Source organism: Micromonospora sp. NPDC002575 (assembly GCF_042889525.1).
In the GTDB taxonomy this organism is placed as follows: domain Bacteria; phylum Actinomycetota; class Actinomycetes; order Mycobacteriales; family Micromonosporaceae; genus Micromonospora; species Micromonospora carbonacea.
The window spans coordinates 249635-264527 of record NZ_JBIARA010000005.1; the positions used below are offsets into that span (position 1 = coordinate 249635).

General features: G+C 70.5%; 15 protein-coding genes. 11 read left to right on the plus strand and 4 right to left on the minus strand.

The annotated features are described in order from the left end of the window. Positions 1 to 41: 41 nt before the first annotated feature. Entirely contained in the window at positions 42 to 662 is a 621-nt protein-coding gene (locus tag ACFYWL_RS10940) for a TetR/AcrR family transcriptional regulator (protein ID WP_386970341.1), read from the minus strand. A gap of 224 nt (positions 663 to 886) precedes the next feature. On the opposite strand from ACFYWL_RS10940, the gene ACFYWL_RS10945 reads away from it, so the two are divergent. From ACFYWL_RS10945 to ACFYWL_RS10965, 5 genes are all read left to right on the plus strand, one after another. Further along, positions 887 to 1060: a putative ATP-grasp target RiPP gene (locus tag ACFYWL_RS10945; RefSeq protein WP_083303098.1), complete on the plus strand. Its 174-nt coding sequence runs from the start codon at positions 887 to 889 to the stop codon at positions 1058 to 1060. 67 nt (positions 1061 to 1127) lie between these two features. After that, a complete protein-coding gene (locus tag ACFYWL_RS10950; protein ID WP_386970345.1) occupies positions 1128 to 2162 on the plus strand; it encodes a RimK family alpha-L-glutamate ligase in 1035 nt (344 codons plus the stop codon). Next, positions 2159 to 3172: a TIGR04500 family putative peptide maturation system protein gene (locus ACFYWL_RS10955; RefSeq protein ID WP_386970347.1), complete on the plus strand. Its 1014-nt coding sequence runs from the start codon at positions 2159 to 2161 to the stop codon at positions 3170 to 3172. Before ACFYWL_RS10950 ends, ACFYWL_RS10955 begins: the two co-directional genes overlap by 4 nt. Positions 3173 to 3270: 98 nt before the next feature. Continuing rightward, complete coding sequence (locus tag ACFYWL_RS10960) at positions 3271 to 4008, plus strand: hypothetical protein (RefSeq protein ID WP_386970349.1); 738 nt, start codon at positions 3271 to 3273, stop codon at positions 4006 to 4008. A gap of 98 nt (positions 4009 to 4106) precedes the next feature. Next, positions 4107 to 4514, plus strand: coding sequence for a nitroreductase family deazaflavin-dependent oxidoreductase (locus tag ACFYWL_RS10965; RefSeq protein WP_386970352.1), 408 nt, complete (start codon positions 4107 to 4109; stop codon positions 4512 to 4514). Positions 4515 to 4541: 27 nt separating this feature from the next. On the opposite strand, the gene ACFYWL_RS10970 is transcribed toward ACFYWL_RS10965, so the two are convergent. Continuing rightward, complete coding sequence (locus ACFYWL_RS10970; RefSeq protein ID WP_386970355.1) at positions 4542 to 6569, minus strand: ABC transporter permease subunit; 2028 nt, start codon at positions 6567 to 6569, stop codon at positions 4542 to 4544. Then, positions 6566 to 7954: an extracellular solute-binding protein gene (locus ACFYWL_RS10975; RefSeq protein WP_386970358.1), complete on the minus strand. Its 1389-nt coding sequence runs from the start codon at positions 7952 to 7954 to the stop codon at positions 6566 to 6568. The genes ACFYWL_RS10970 and ACFYWL_RS10975 overlap by 4 nt, the downstream gene beginning before the upstream one ends. Before the next feature lie 751 nt (positions 7955 to 8705). On the opposite strand from ACFYWL_RS10975, the gene ACFYWL_RS10980 reads away from it, so the two are divergent. Both ACFYWL_RS10980 and ACFYWL_RS10985 read left to right on the plus strand, forming a co-directional pair. Further along, complete coding sequence (locus ACFYWL_RS10980) at positions 8706 to 10139, plus strand: RICIN domain-containing protein (protein WP_386970570.1); 1434 nt, start codon at positions 8706 to 8708, stop codon at positions 10137 to 10139. Between the two features lie 40 nt (positions 10140 to 10179). Continuing rightward, positions 10180 to 10335, plus strand: coding sequence for a hypothetical protein (locus ACFYWL_RS10985; RefSeq protein WP_386970361.1), 156 nt, complete (start codon positions 10180 to 10182; stop codon positions 10333 to 10335). Positions 10336 to 10362: 27 nt separating this feature from the next. Here the strand turns inward: ACFYWL_RS10985 and ACFYWL_RS10990 are convergent, their stop codons facing one another. Beyond that, positions 10363 to 10677 carry a hypothetical protein gene (locus ACFYWL_RS10990; protein WP_386970363.1) on the minus strand — a complete coding sequence of 105 codons (315 nt, stop codon included), beginning with the start codon at positions 10675 to 10677 and terminating at the stop codon, positions 10363 to 10365. A gap of 345 nt (positions 10678 to 11022) precedes the next feature. Here ACFYWL_RS10990 and ACFYWL_RS10995 point away from each other — a divergent pair, with 345 nt between their 5' ends. The 4 genes from ACFYWL_RS10995 (at position 11023) to ACFYWL_RS11010 (ending at position 14838) form a co-directional block, all read left to right on the plus strand. After that, entirely contained in the window at positions 11023 to 11796 is a 774-nt protein-coding gene (locus tag ACFYWL_RS10995) for a hypothetical protein (RefSeq protein ID WP_386970366.1), read from the plus strand. 27 nt (positions 11797 to 11823) lie between these two features. Next, on the plus strand, positions 11824 to 12321 hold the full coding sequence (locus ACFYWL_RS11000) for a YcxB family protein (RefSeq protein ID WP_386970369.1): 498 nt from the start codon (positions 11824 to 11826) through the stop codon (positions 12319 to 12321). 259 nt (positions 12322 to 12580) lie between these two features. After that, on the plus strand, positions 12581 to 13201 hold the full coding sequence (locus tag ACFYWL_RS11005; RefSeq protein WP_386970371.1) for a lytic polysaccharide monooxygenase: 621 nt from the start codon (positions 12581 to 12583) through the stop codon (positions 13199 to 13201). Between the two features lie 209 nt (positions 13202 to 13410). After that, on the plus strand, positions 13411 to 14838 hold the full coding sequence (locus ACFYWL_RS11010) for a non-reducing end alpha-L-arabinofuranosidase family hydrolase (protein ID WP_386970373.1): 1428 nt from the start codon (positions 13411 to 13413) through the stop codon (positions 14836 to 14838). Positions 14839 to 14893: the final 55 nt, after the last annotated feature.

Below are 14893 nucleotides of genomic sequence, written 5' to 3' on the forward strand. Positions count from 1 at the left end.
GAAGGCGTGGGTGGGACGGTGGCCCGGGCGGGGGCCGGGTTCTAGCGGGGCGGCGCGGGAAGGCCGGCGGCGATCTGGGCGAAGGCGTCGGTGATGAGGCGCTCGATCGGGGTGGGCGGGTCGGCGCTGTCGAGATAGTGCTGCATGGCGACGGCGACGGCGGCGCTGGCGGCGGCCGCGACGAGCCTCGGGTACATGTCGGTGGCGAGGTCGGTGCCGGTGCGCTCGGCGACCGCGGCGGCCAGCCCGGCCTCGGCGATCGCGGCGGCCCGCAGTCGCTCGCCCTGTAGCGCCGGCTCGGCCAGCATGGTGCGTACGCCTGCCACCCACTGGGCGTGGGCGGGGGACGGCATCGCCTCGACCTCGGGGCCGGGCGTGAACTGCTCCAGCGCGGCTGCGGCGAGCGCCGCCCAGAGCGGCTCGTCGGCGGGGCGGTCGCGCAGCGCGGCGGCGGTGCGGAGGCTGCGGTCGAGATGGCGGCAGACGATCGCCTCCGCCTTGCTGGAGAAGTAGTTGTTGAAGGTGCGCGGGGAAACGCCGGCCGCCTCGGCGATGTCCTCGACGCGGACGTTGTCGTAGCCGCGTTCGGCGGTGAGGTGGATCGCCGCCCAGCTGAGCGCCGCCCGCGTCTCGGCCTTCTTGCGCTCCCGCAGCCCCGTCATGCGCACCACCCTAGCATTAGTTGCGTGGTACGCAAAAATGCGTGCTCCGCACGAACCTCGTGCTCCGCGGAAGCGCCGCCGCTCCACCGGGGCAGCGGCAGACAGCCAAGACTGGGGTCCCAGACCAGGGAAACCCCTGGTCCGTACGCGGTTCCCAGCGGCACACACTGCTCTTCGTCCGGCCGAGCAGCCGGGCGCTCCATCAGGGTGAATAGGGGTACGACATGAGGCGCAAGACCGTGCGGATCGACACCATCCCGGCCGACGGCGTGGAACTGGCCGACGAGCAGCTCGCCCGGATGCTGGGCGGCCTGCCGAGGCGGGACGCCGGGGGCTCGTCGAAGACCATCGACGACATTCCCAACGGCGGCCGGAACGACACCGACAGCGACTTCTGATCAGCCGCCGGCGTCGGCCCGCCCTGTTCCGGGCCGGCCGACGCCGGCCACCCCGCCCGGAGCGCCGATGATCCTCATCCTGACCGCCCCCGACGACGTGCACGCCGACGCGGCAGAGGTCGAGCTGCGCCGACGTGGGGCCGCCTGGGTCCGGTTCGACCCGGCTGACGTACCCGCGCGGGCGTCGCTGTCGGTTGCCGTCCGCGCCGGCCGGCTGACCCGCACCCTGGTCCGCGACGCTCCCCGGGACGGTGACCCTCCCGTCGGGGCCCGCCGGGACGCGGCCGGCCGTCAGGTCGTCGACCTCGACGCGGTGACCGCGATCTGGTTCCGCCGTCCCGGCGTCCCGGTGGCCCCCGACCACCTGCGCGAGCCGTACGCCCGCTATGTGGTCGAGGAGAGCCGGCAGTTCGTCGGCGACGTCTGGGAGACCTTCGACGTGCCGACGCTGCCGGCGCCCCGGCCGGTGGTGCTGCGGGCGCAGCAGAAGGTCCGCCAGCTCCAGCTCGCCCTTCGCCTCGGCTTCGACGTGCCGGCGACAGTGGTCGGCAACGACCCCGACGCCGTGCTTGACCTGTTCAGCGGCACCGGCGGCCGGATGATCGCCAAACAGGTCGGGCTCAGTGACATCGGCGACGAGTTGATGCGCTTCACCGAGCCGGTCAGCCATCGCGACATCGTGCACGCCGACGGGGTGCGACACTGCCCGTTCATCGCCCAGGCCACCGTGCCCAAGCTCGTCGAACTGCGGGTCACCGTCGTCGGCGAGCGGGTCTTCACCGCGGCGATCGACTCCCAGCGCTCCAACCACGCCCGCTACGACTGGCGGCGGCCGGACGGCCGGAACACGCCCATGAGCCCGTACGTCCTGCCGCCGGAGGTCGCCGCGCGGTGCGTGGCGCTGACCCGCCTGCTCGGCCTGCGCTACAGCGCCCTCGACCTCATCGTCACCCCCGACGGCCGGTACGTGTACATCGAGATCAATCCGACCGGTCAGTACCTGTGGGTCGAGGAGGAGACCGGGCTGCCCATCACGGCGGCCGTGGTCGACCTGCTCACCGACGCCGCCGTCACCGTTCCCACCCCCGGAGTCACGTCATGACCGGCCTTGATCCCGTCCTGCTCGATGAGGCCCTCGGGCTGGTACGGGAGTTGACCATCGGCCGGGCCAGCCTGCGCGAGGCCCACGACCGGCTCACGCCCCTGCGGCAGCGCTGGCCGGAAACCCAGCCCGCGTTCGTCCGGGACGAGGAGATCGCCGACGGGTCGGTCTGCTTCGACATGCTGCTGCGCGAGCCCGCCGGTACCGTCTCCATCGCCTTCAGCCCGACGCCGGCCCTGCCGTGGCCGCTGCGCGGCGCGGTCCGGCACTCCGAGCACCAACTCCTCCGGGTGGGCACCCGGACCCTGTACGTGGGCCAGGCGCTGACCGCGCTCGACTTCCTCTGGTACGACCACGACGTGCTCGCCCGGCTGGTGGACACCGCCCTGATCGCCACCGAGTTGGAGCTGCGTCCCATCGAGGTGTCCGAGGAGGAGCTGCAGGCGGCGGCGGACGCGTACCGCCGGGCGAAGGGCCTGCTCGACCCGGCGTCGACGGCCCGCTGGCTCGCGGAGCGCGGGCTGTCCGCCGGGGACTTCGCCGACCTGGTCGCCCACACGGTCGCCGTCGGCCGGCTCCGCGAGCAGGTGGTGGGCGACAGTCTGCCGAGCTGGTTCGAACGGCACCGGGAAGCGTTCGACACCCTCGTCGTCGCCTGGATCGCCGAGGGTCCGCACCCACACCCACACCCGGACCCCGGGCCCGACCCCGACGCGGCGCTCGCGGCGGTGGCCGCCGCGGTCCGCGCCGGCCGGGCCGCCGGGGTGCTGCGGCTGACCGCCGCCGAAGCGGCCCCCGAGGTACGCGACGCCACCGGCCCGGTGCCGACGGTGATCGCCGGGATGCCGGTGACGGCCGTGGTGACCGCCCGGGAGCCGGCCGAGCTGACCGCCGGCACCCGGCAACTGGTCGAGCGGGCCATGTTCGACGAGTGGCTGGCGCAGCGGCGGGCCAGCGTCGACATCGAGTGGTTCTGGCTGCCCCGTGACGTGACGAACCCGGGCGGGTGAGGGGCGGGCGCCTGAACCGGGACCGGCCGTACGGCGCAGCGCCGGCCGGTCCGGATCTCCGTCGGCCGGAGTCGTACCCCTGGTACAGACTGCGTGGCGTGGATCTGACGCTTGCCTTCGCCGCCCTGCTCGGGCGGTCCGACTTTCCCGTCGGCTCGTACGACGCCTACTACGGTGGCGACACCCTCGACGAGTTCCTGCTGCCGGCCTCCTGGCTCACCCCGGCGGCCCTCGCCTCGTCCGCCCCGGTCGCGTTGCCGGACGTCGACGCCTGCTTCCTCGACGACGACCATGCGGCGCTCGCCTGGGAGTTCGACCTGGCCAACTCGCTGTTCGCGGTCGAGTGGGCCGAGGACGTGCTGCCGGCGGGGTTCCTCGCCGACGTGCGGGCGGCCGATCCCGGCATGCTCGTGCGCGGCGTCGACCTGGGTGTGCTGCTTACCCGCCACGGCCTCGACCTGACGGCCGAGTCGGCGCAGCGGCTGAGCTACCGCATCTCGGCGCTGCTGCGCCTGGCCACGGACGGCACCCTCCACGACGCCATGCGCATGGCGACGTTCACGCACCGCCTGCCGGTGCTGGCCGAGCTCGACTCGGAGGACGGGCGGCAGGTCGAGCAGCGCTGGGAGGAGGCGCTGGCCGGGGTCGAGCCGCCGCAGCTGCGTGACCACCTACGCCTGCACTGCCTGGAGCCGTTCTGGTCGCGGGCGGCGGGTGCCCACTACCTGGGCGCGGACGTGTGGCCGACCGGCACCTCGGGCCTCGACGGTCGACGCAAGCTGCTGGCGGGCTGGGAGTTCGGCGAGTCCCAGTCGGGGGTGGCAGTGGTCGCCTGATCAAGTCCACGTCCCGCCCCGGTCCCGCGCTGGTTGCGCTGTGATGCCCGGCCGGAGCTGGCAGAATGGTGCCCAGGGAACCGGGGCGGGGAGTGGTCATGAGCGACTGGAACGAGAAGGTCATCGCCGAGTTCCGCGCCAACGGTGGGCGGGTGGGCGGCCAGTTCGCCGGCGCCCCGCTGCTGCTGTTGCACACCGTCGGCGCCAGGAGCGGCCAGGCTCGCGTGAACCCGATGATGTACCAGAAGGTGGACGGCGGCTACGCCGTGTTCGCGTCCAAGGCCGGCGCGCCCACGAATCCCGACTGGTACCACAACGTGCTCGCCCATCCGCGGGTGCGCGCGGAGATCGGCACGGAGACGGTCGAGCTGGTCGCCAGGGTCGCCGTCGGGGACGAGCGGGAACGGATCTGGAGCGCGCAGAAGGCCGCGTATCCGGGCTTCGCCGACTACGAGCGGAAGACCGCCCGCCAGATTCCCGTTGTCGTGCTGGAACCCGCGTCGTAGCCGGTGTCGGTGTGCTGACATGCCGGGTCAGCCCTTCACCGCGCCTGCCGTGAGCCCCTCGGTCAGGAAGCGCTGCCCGAAGGCATACATGATCACCACGGGGATGCTGACGAGCAGCGACGCCGCCGCGAGCTGCCCCTGCGGCACCACGTCCCCCGTGATCATCGACTGCATGCCCACGGGGAGCGTCTTGTACTCGTCCTTCGTGATGAACACGAAGGCGAAGAGGAACTCGTTCCACGCGTTGGTCAGGGTGAACAGCGCGACCGCCAGCAGCCCCGGCTTGGCCAGGGGCAGCACCACCCGGCCGAACGCCTGGAGGCGGGTGCAGCCGTCGACCAGCGCGGCCTCCTCCAACTCGACGGGGATCGACGCGAAGTATCCCGTCAGCAGCCAGGTGGCGAACGGAAGCGTGAACGTCGGGTACGTCACCACCAGGGACCACAACGAGTCGGTGAGCCGTACCCCGATGAGCAGCTGGTAGAGCGGGATGAACAGCAGCGCGCCCGGCATGACGTAGGTGATCAGCACCGTGACGGTGAAGCTCTGCGCCCCGCGGAAGCGCAGCCGGGCCAGCGCGTAGCCCGCGAGGGCGGCGCAGACCAGCGCCACCACGGTGGACGCCACGGACACCAGCACCGTGTTGAGGTACCAGCGGCCGAAGGGCTTGGTGGCGAAGAGGTCGGTGAACTGCTGCAGGCTCCACGGCGTCGGCCACAGGTCGTGGACGCGCATGACGATCTGACCCTCGGACTTGAAGGCCGTGACGGCGATCCAGTACAGCGGGGCCAGGACGAAGGCGAGCAACAGGGCCAGGGCGATGCCGGACGCCAGCCCGGACACCAGTGACGACGACCGGCGACTTCCCCGCGCCCCGAGCGCCGAGACCACCCGGCCGACCGCCGCCGCGACCAGCAGGAGCACCCCGAGGACCAGCGCCGCCTTCCAGGCGATGTGGGGCGACGCCCAGACCAGCAGGCCGGCGACCGCCGCGGCGACCGCCCACGGCAGGGCCCTGCGCAGGGTACGGGCCCGCTGCGTGGCCCGCGCCGCGCGGGCCCGGCGGGGCGGCTCGGTGCCGATGTCCCGGCGCAACAGCCGGACCAGCACGAACACCAGGCCGCCGATGACCGGCAGCATCACGAGCGTGACCGCCGCCCCCGCGCCGTACTGCAGTTGCAGGATCGCCTTCGAGTAGGCGACCAGCACGTACGGCGTCGTCGCGTTGCCGGGGCCGCCCTGCGTCAGCAACCAGATGAGATCGAAGTTGTTGAACGTCCAGATCGACGACAGGGTCACCGTGACGGTGATCACGTGCCGCAGCCCGGGCAGCGTCACGTGGGCGAATCGCTGCCACGGCGAGGCGCCGTCAACGGTCGCCGCTTCGTACAGGTCCGCCGGGATGGCCTTCAGGCCCGCGAGAAACGCGACGGTGAAGAACGGCACGCCCTTCCACACGTTGACTCCGATCACCGATGGCATGGCCAGCGACGCCTCGGACAGCCAGCCCGCGGGCCAGGCTTCGACCAGGTGCGCCCTGGCCAGCAACGGCCCGATGCCCGAATCGGTGAGCAGAATGTTGACGCTGCCGAAGATCGGGTCGAGCAGCGAGCGCCAACTGAACGCCGTGACCACCGTCGGCACCACCCACGGCAACAGGAGGAGCCCGGCCAACACGGCCCGGCCGCGGCGCAGGTGGTGCAGCAGCAGGGCCGCGGACAGCCCCAGCACCACCTTGAACACCTCGGCGTAGGCGGTGAAGACGAACGAGTTCACCACGCCCGTGCGGAACTGCTCGTCGTCGACGAGTGCCGCGTAGTTCGCCAGGCCGACGAACACGCTGTGCTGCCCGTGCCGTTCCGTCGTGCTGGTGACGATCGACCAGGCGATCGGCACGAGCACGAGGCTGCCGACCAGCACGGCCATGGGCGTCAGGAACAGCGCCGCCAGCCGCCAGTCGCGACCCAGCCGCCGCTGGGTCGCGGTGAGGGAGCCGGACCCCGGCGGCGGGGATGACGCCGCCGCCGGGGCCGATGCCGGACGGGTCGACGTCACTGCGGCAGCCCCTGCTGGGTGAAGATCTGCACCATCTTGGCGTGGGCGGCCTGCACGGCCTGTGCCGGCGGCGTGCCCTGGATGACCTGCTGCATCATGTCGGTGAGGACGTAGGCCCCGATGGCGGCCTGCTGGCCCGCGCTGGCCTTTTGCGGGAAGTCCAGGCCGTTCTTCGTGGACAGCGGCAGCGTCTGCTGGGTGATCTTGCGCATGACAGGGAACGCCGGGTCGCCGCTGGTGAAGAACGGGTCGGCATCCCACACCTTGTCCCAGGCGGGCAGCGCCAGGCCGGGTGCCTCCTTCGCGACCCCGAGCAGTGCGGGCGCGGTGACCAGGTACTGCGCCAGGAGCTTGGCGAGCGCGGCGTTCTTGGCGCCCTTGAAGACGACGAATGCCTGGGACTGGCCGAGCAGCAGCGACTTGTCGGTGGCGGGCCCGGTGCAGTCGGCGAAGACGTGGGTGTTGGCGTAGACGGGGTTCTTCTTCGTCTTGGAGTCCGCGTAGACGCTCAACTGGTTGCGGGTGTAGCCGAGGATCCCGGCGAGCCAGTTCTCGTTGTTGCTGGAGTCGGTCCAGGCGGCCACCCCCGGCGGCAGCATCGGCTTGAACCGGGGGTTGGTGTAGATGTCGCCGAGGAAGGTCACCGCCTGCACCGTCTCGGGAGAGTCGAACGTGACCTTCCTGCCGTCGTTGGAGGCGATCGCCCCGCCGTAGGAGTTGATCAGCGCCTCGATCATGCCGTTGGCGTCACCGGACCGGTTCACGGTCATGCCCCACCCGAACCGGCGCTTGGCCGGATCGGAGATCGCCAAACACAGGTCCCGCAGCTCCTCCCAGGTGTAGACGTCCTTGGGGGAGATGCCCCGGTCCTGCATCCAGTCCTTGCGCAGGAACGACCCGATGCCGATGAAGTGGTAGGGGATGGCGAACCATCTGCCGTCGAAGACGCAGTAGTTCTTGGACTCGGCGGTGGGCTCGCCGTACTTCGCCGTCAGCGCCTCGACGACGTCCGTCACGTCCTCCAGGTCGCCCAGCGCCTGGAACTGCGCGACGAACCGCGAGTCGGTCATGAACGCGAGGTCACGCGCCACGCCACCCTTGACCTCGGCGTCGATCTTGGCCACCGCGTCGCCTGCGTCGGCCTGTACGAGGCTGTTTCCGATCTTCGTGCCGGTCGCGTCGGCGAAGCTCTTGATCGAGCTGTCGAGCGCCGCGTTGGCCGCCTCCGAGTACAGCTTCTGCGACAGCATCCCCATGGAGGAGCCCCGCAACGCTGCCGCAGCGTCGATCAGCTCCTTCGGGACCTCGGCCTGCACCCGGGGCGTCGACGGCGACGTGTCCCCGCACGCGGCCAGGCCGGCCGCGCCGAGCAGCCCCACCCCCATTCCCAGAAAGCCGCGTCGGGTACGTAACGGGTTGTCCTCCATGGCCTGTCGCCTCCTCTGCCTCGCCGCTGCATACCGAAGGCGGCCGAGATGCCTGCCGCCCCCCGGGCACCCGTGATCCGCGCGAAGGCGCTTGCCCGGGTCTGGTGGTCGCAGCCGGCGTCTGCCGCGCGGTCGTTCGAAAAAAGTCGCCCCGGTGACGCGGTGGCCCTCCCGACCTGTTCCGGGACACGCGCCGCTGGCCCGACACGTCGGCTGGCCGGCGGTGCGCTCACTTTACCCATTTCGGAAAGTCGCGCCTAGGGGTGGAGCGATTTCCGGCAACCCGATCGCCATCCGCGACGACCAATGCCTTCGATCAAGCTGCCGGTTCGCGGGTCGGGGCGTACCCATTGATGGTAGTCATGCTGGTCATCGCGGGTTCCGAGGTGGATTCGGCGGGCCGCCGCCCTGTCCGCGGTCGGCGGCTGGCGTTCCTCGGCCGGGTTGGCGGGGGTGCGCCAAGTGAACGTCTTCGATGCCTTGACACCCTGGATGAGATCGCTAACATTGGGCTGCAACGCGTAGTTAACGGCCAGAAAACATGCTGCCTGTAGCGTTCCCGGAGGGCGTCGTGACCGTCGTTCCACGCCGAGCAGCACGGGTGATCGGCCATTTCCTGACCAGGATCACGTCGCCCGGCAATCACGCATCAGTTTCCTCGCGCCGGGGCCGGTCGTCACGTCGATTGCCGATCGCGCTGGTGACCGCGATGACGGCGGTGGCCGGCGGCGTCGTTGTCATGTCGGCTCCGGCCGCCGCCGCCACCAATCAGTTCCGGGGCATGAACTGGGCCGTGCTGGGCGACAACTTCAGCACCGGCCCTCTCGTCGTGCAGGGCCTGAGCTCGTCCGACAGCAACGCGACGGTGCGGGCCAAGGCCAATGCCCTCTACGACGACATGGCCTCCACCATGGGGGTCAACACCGTCCGGCTGCCCGTCAACACCCACACGGTGGGCACGGCGTGGTGGGAGGCGTATCGGGGCGCCATCGACGCCGCCACCGCCCGCGGATTCAAGGTCATCCTGGCCTACTGGGAGGACGGCGCCGCCTCCGGTGGCAGGATCACGAACCTCGCCGCGTGGAACGCGATGTGGTCCACCGTGACCAACACGTACGGCACGAACCCCGACGTCTACTTCGAGCCGATGAACGAGCCGCACGGCTACAGCTCGGCGGAGTGGCGCAACGTCGCGGCCAACTGGCTGAGCTACCACACCTCGGCGGTGCCCGGCCGGGTGCTCATCGGCGGCACCGGCTTCAGCCAGGACCTGCGGGACATCTGCGCCGACAGCCGCTTCAACGCGACGCTGCTGTCGTTCCACTACTACGCCTTCTTCTACGGCGAGATGACCTACGACGCCTTCCGGAGCCACATCCAGGCGCGGCTCGGCAACTGCGCCTCCCGCGCGGTCGCCACCGAGTTCGGCGCGCCCATGAACGACGGCCGCAACTACGCCGACCCGAACAGCACCGACAACTTCGTGCGCTACATCCGCGCCATGGCCCAGGTCATGCGCGACAACCAGATGGGCGGCACCTACTGGCCCGCCCTCGGCGGCAAGCCCGGCAGCATCGGCTACGACTGGTACTCGATGTTCTCGTTCAGCGGCAGCGGCACCGACCTCAACCTGACCGTCCGCAACCCCTCCGGCGCCGACCGGATCCGCTACGGGTGGGGCGACGCCATCGGCGGCGAACCCACGACGCCTCCACCGACCACGGGGACGTTCTACCGGATCACTGTGCGGCACAGCGGCAAGGCCATGGACGTCCAGCAACCGAACACCGACAACGGCGCGCGCGTCGGCCAGTACACCTACGGCGGCAACGCCTGGCAGCAGTGGCAGTTCGCCGACGCCGGCAGCGGCTACTGGCGCATCGTCAGCCGGCACAGCGGGAAGTGCCTCGACGTGGTGAGCGCGTCCACCGCCGACGGCGCCGAGCTCATCCAGTACACCTGTGGCAGCGGCGCCAACCAGCAGTTCCAGTTGGTCGTCAACGGCAGCTACTTCCAGCTCCGGGCCCGGCACAGCGGCAAGTGCGTGGACGTGCCCGCCGCGTCGACCGCGGACGGCGTGGTCCTCAAGCAGTACGCGTGCAACACCGGCGCCAACCAGCAGTGGTCGCGCGTGGCGGTCTGACGACCGGTCGGGCGTCCCGTCGCCGGGGCGTAGCCCCCTCGTGCGCGGGCCGACCGCCCCGGCCGCTCACCTGTCCTGGACCAGCGCGTACGTGGTCGTCGGCCTCGTCTCGCTGAGCTGGGTGCTGTTGCAGTTGCACCTGTACCGACGGGCCGATTCCCGGGCCCGGAGTGCGGCCCACCCGATGGACGGGTGACCGCCGGCCGACCGTGCTCCGCGCCGATCAGGCGCAGCCGCGATATTGCAGCGAGGCGTCCTTCATGTACGCCCACAGCGCCAGGCCGTTCCAGTAGTCGTAGGTCAGCGTCCAGCCGTTGGCGGTGTTGCCCGTCGGGCCGGTCACGACCTGTCCGTACCGGCGGGTGCCGTACAGGGTCGCCTCGTTGGGCTCGGTGTACATGCCGGCGTAGTCCCACACCACCGTGAAGCTGCTGGTGGTGCATGCCGCCTGCGCGGCACCGACCGGCACGGTGGTGGCCAGCGTCGTCGCCGCCACGCAGGCCGCCGCGGTGCGCAGCAGGCGTCGTCGAACGGTCATCGCGTCCTCCACGGGATCGTCGGGGATGGATCTGCCTCCGGCAGGCTACCGCGTGGGCGCGCCGCCTGCTGTCTCGCCGGCCGGGTTGAACTGACGAACGTCGATGTTGCCGGAACGGGTGTGGCGTGCTGGAATGGATCAGATCGCCGCAGCGCGGGGGCAACCGCGTTGGGAACGGTGAGCACGGGAGCAGGGCCAGCGCCGGCAGCGCACCGCCTCGGCGGGCGCGCGCCGCAGCACCGAAACGATTCCGCGACGACGGGCACGCGTCCCGTCGTCCGTGCCCTGTCCCGCGACAACCGAGACGTCCGGCCTCCGAGCCGCCGGACGTCATGGAGGATGACCATGCGCAGTTTCCTCGCGGTGCTCACCGCCGCCCTGCTCCTCGGCGGCGCAGCCGGCAGCGTCCCGGCCGGTGCGTCGGATGCCTCCCCACGGTCGTGCGGCCGTGGCCTGCTCTTCTGCGAAGACTTCGAGCGGCTGCCCCCCGGCGGGCCCAGCACGCTGGACTGGGGCGTCGACACGCGCAACGGCACGCTCACCGTCGAGCGCGCCCGCCACGGCAACAAGGCGCTGCACGTCCACACCGTCGACAACGGTCGCGCCTTCCTGCGCGTCGACGACTTCGCCGCGCCGGGCAACCGCTTCTTCGGCCGCATGCGCCTGCGCGTCGACGCCTTCCCGACCGCCCCCGACTGGGCGCACTTCACGCTGGTGGAGGCGACCGGCACGGGCAGCTCGGAGGTCGTACGCCCGGTCGGCGGCCAGTACGCCCCCACGGTCCCCGGAACCTTCTGGGGCGTGGGCGCCGACGGCGGCCCGACCGGCGACTGGACCAACTGGCGGGAGTCGGCCCCGGTCGTCGAGGACACCTGGCAGTGCTTCGAGTGGGAACTCGACTCGACGGACAACCGCGTCGCGGTGTGGATCGACGGCGTGGCGGACCCGGAGCTGACCGCCTCCACGACCGAGCACGGCGGCAACGACGTTCCCTTCGTCCTGCCGGCGGTCGACACGGTGAAGATCGGCTGGCAGCTCTACCAGGGCGGCACCACGCCGGGCGAGTTCGACCTCTGGATCGACGACATCGCGCTCTCCACCAAGCGGCTCGGCTGCTGAGCCGGTCGGGGGCACTATCGTTCTGGCGTGCACATCCGCTTTGACGTCCCCGCCGATCCCGGCTACCCGGGCCGCGTGGCCGCGACGCTCAGCCGGGTCCGGCTGCGGAAGTACGGTCAGGTCGGCGCGGTGCTGGTGGTGGTCGGGGCGGTCGGGTTCGCCGTCTCGCGGGGGTCCGCGCGGGGCGAGCAGTTCTCGTCGCTGTGGATGGCGATGGTCCTGGGTGGCCTGCTGTCGATGCTGTACGCGCCGTGGGTGCGGTGGCGGGCCCGGCGGCGGTCCGGCCGCTATGCCGTCGGGGGCGCCTACGACATCACCGACGACAACATCATGATGCGCAGCGGCTCGGAGTCCGGCGGGATCGCCTGGGACGGGGTCGACCAGGTGAAGGCCACCCCCGAGTTCTGGATCGTGTACGTCGGCCGGATGCCGGCGACCGTGATCCCGCGGGACCTGATGTCCGCCGAGGACGCCGAGACGCTGCGGGCCTTCATGGCCGCGCGCGGGCTGCTCGGCGATCGGTGACCCGCGGACCGGCGGTGCCGGCCGCAGGCCGCTTTTCATTCGATCTCCCTGAGGCTTGATCGAATTCGTCCGCAGGCGCGAGGAAGCAATTCGCCGGGAAATCATCAATAGATGATCATTGATATAGTGACCTATTGGTGCGATGCTGGTGGAAAGCGCTCTTAACCCTATATTGAGCGCCCTAGAAGGAGGATGTGCAGTGCTTCCACACCAGCCCGATCAATCCGGTCGCCGGTCCCCCTCGGCCGCCCGTCGATCCGTGCAGGCGCTCGTCGTGGTGCTCGCCATGCTGGCCGGCACGCTGGCCTGGGCCGGAGGGGCTCAGGCCCACGGCACCATCGTCAGCCCGGCGAGCCGCGCCTACCAGTGTTGGCAGACCTGGGGCAGCCACCACACGGACCCGGCCATGCAGCAGCAGGACCCCATGTGCTACCAGGCGTTCCAGGCCAACCCGGACACCATGTGGAACTGGATGAGCGCGCTCCGGGACGGCCTCGGGGGTCAGTTCCAGGCCAAGACCCCCGACGGGCAGCTGTGCAGCAACGCCCTCAGCAGGAACGACAGCCTGAACAAGCCCGGCCAGTGGAAGAAGACCAACGTCGGTCGCAACTTCTCGGTCCAGCTCTACGACCAGGCCAGCCACGGCGCTGACTACTTCCGGGTCTACGTCAGCAAGCAGGGGTTCAACCCCGCCACCCAGAGCCTCGGCTGGGGGAACCTCGACTTCATCACGCAGACCGGTCGCTACGCGCCGGCGCAGAACATCACGTTCAACATCTCGACCTCCGGCTACACCGGTCACCACATTCTCTTCGTCATCTGGCAGGCGTCCCACCTCGACCAGGCCTACATGTGGTGCAGCGACGTGAACTTCTCCTGATCGGCACGACCGCGACACCGGCACCGCTGCGGCCCGGCACCACACCTCGGGCCGCAGCGGTGCCGGTGCTGTGTGGCTCGTGGATGGCAGGTACGTCAATGTCTTGAGGCGGTGGGAGCGCTCCCGTAACATACCTGACGCGGCTGTTAACGGTCACATGACGAGACCACCACCAATTGCAAGCCGCCGTCCCATCAGGAGGATGCCTTATGGCAAGATCCAAAGCGACCAATGTCGGCGTGGTGTCGGCCGGCGTCGCGTTGCTGGCTTCGGCGGCGGTCGCGGTGGCGCTGCCCGCCAACGCCGCAGCCGCCGGCTGTTCGGTGAGCTACGCCGTGTCTTCGCAGTGGCAGGACGGATTCGGCGCCAGCGTGTCGATCACGAACCTGGGCGACCCGTTGAGCAGCTGGACGTTGACGTGGTCCTACGGCGCGGGCCAGCAGGTCACGCAGGCGTGGAACGCGACGGTCACCCAGAGCGGCGCCGCGGTCACCGCGAAGAACGTGAGCTACAACGGGTCGATCGCGACCAACGGCTCGGTGTCGTTCGGGTTCAACGGGTCGTGGTCGGGCAGCAACCCGGTGCCGACGAGCTTCGCCCTGAACGGCGTGACGTGCAACGGCGGCACGACGCCGACGACCCCGCCGACGGGGTCCCCGACCACCCCGCCTGCCACGACGCCGCCCCCCACGACGCCCCCGCCGACGACGCCGCCGCCTACCGGCACGTGCAACCTGCCGTCGACGTACCGGTGGTCGTCGACGGGCGCGCTGGCGCAGCCGAAGTCCGGCTGGGTCTCGCTGAAGGACTTCACCGTCGCGCCGTACAACGGCAAGCAGCTCGTCTACGCGACGACCCACGACTTCGGCACCAGGTGGGGCTCGATGAACTTCGGGCTGTTCACGAACTGGTCGGAGATGGCCAGCGCGAGCCAGAACACGATGTCCAACGCCACGGTCGCGCCCACGCTGTTCTACTTCGCGCCGAAGAACATCTGGGTGCTGGCCTACCAGTGGGGTGGTCCGGCGTTCTCCTACCGCACGTCGACCGACCCGACCAACCCCAACGGGTGGTCCGCCGCGCAGACGCTGTTCACGGGCAGCATCACCGGCTCCGGCACCGGGCCGATCGACCAGACCCTGATCGCCGACGACCGGAACATGTACCTGTTCTTCGCCGGTGACAACGGCAAGATCTACCGGGCCAGCATGCCGATCGGGAACTTCCCGGGCAGCTTCGGCTCGTCGTACACGACGATCATGAGCGACACGACGAACAACCTGTTCGAGGCGCCCCAGGTCTACAAGCTCCAGGGGCAGAACCGGTACCTGATGATCGTGGAGGCGATCGGCGCGCAGGGCCGCTACTTCCGCTCGTTCACGGCGACCAGCCTGGACGGGACCTGGACCCCGCAGGCCGCGACGGAGAGCAACCCGTTCGCCGGCAAGGCCAACAGCGGCGCGAGCTGGACCAACGACATCAGCCACGGCGAGCTGATCCGCACCAGCGCCGACCAGACGTTCACCGTCGACCCGTGCAACCTGCAACTGCTCTACCAGGGGCGTTCCCCCAGCTCGAACGGCGTCGACTACGGCCTGCTGCCGTACCGGCCGGGCCTGCTGACGCTGCAACGCTAGTGGCGTGAACTGGTGCGGGCGGGCTCGGTGCAACTGCCGGGCCCGCCCGCACCAT

Coding starts and splice junctions, on each gene's coding strand:
- ACFYWL_RS10940 (WP_386970341.1), bottom strand. CDS start 662: ATGACGGGGCTGCGGGAGCGCAAGAAGGCCGAGACGCGGGCGGCGCTC.
- ACFYWL_RS10945 (WP_083303098.1), top strand. CDS start 887: ATGAGGCGCAAGACCGTGCGGATCGACACCATCCCGGCCGACGGCGTG.
- ACFYWL_RS10950 (WP_386970345.1), top strand. CDS start 1,128: ATGATCCTCATCCTGACCGCCCCCGACGACGTGCACGCCGACGCGGCA.
- ACFYWL_RS10955 (WP_386970347.1), top strand. CDS start 2,159: ATGACCGGCCTTGATCCCGTCCTGCTCGATGAGGCCCTCGGGCTGGTA.
- ACFYWL_RS10965 (WP_386970352.1), top strand. CDS start 4,107: ATGAGCGACTGGAACGAGAAGGTCATCGCCGAGTTCCGCGCCAACGGT.
- ACFYWL_RS10975 (WP_386970358.1), bottom strand. CDS start 7,954: ATGGGGGTGGGGCTGCTCGGCGCGGCCGGCCTGGCCGCGTGCGGGGAC.
- ACFYWL_RS10980 (WP_386970570.1), top strand. CDS start 8,706: ATGACGGCGGTGGCCGGCGGCGTCGTTGTCATGTCGGCTCCGGCCGCC.
- ACFYWL_RS10990 (WP_386970363.1), bottom strand. CDS start 10,677: ATGACCGTTCGACGACGCCTGCTGCGCACCGCGGCGGCCTGCGTGGCG.
- ACFYWL_RS10995 (WP_386970366.1), top strand. CDS start 11,023: ATGCGCAGTTTCCTCGCGGTGCTCACCGCCGCCCTGCTCCTCGGCGGC.
- ACFYWL_RS11010 (WP_386970373.1), top strand. CDS start 13,411: ATGGCAAGATCCAAAGCGACCAATGTCGGCGTGGTGTCGGCCGGCGTC.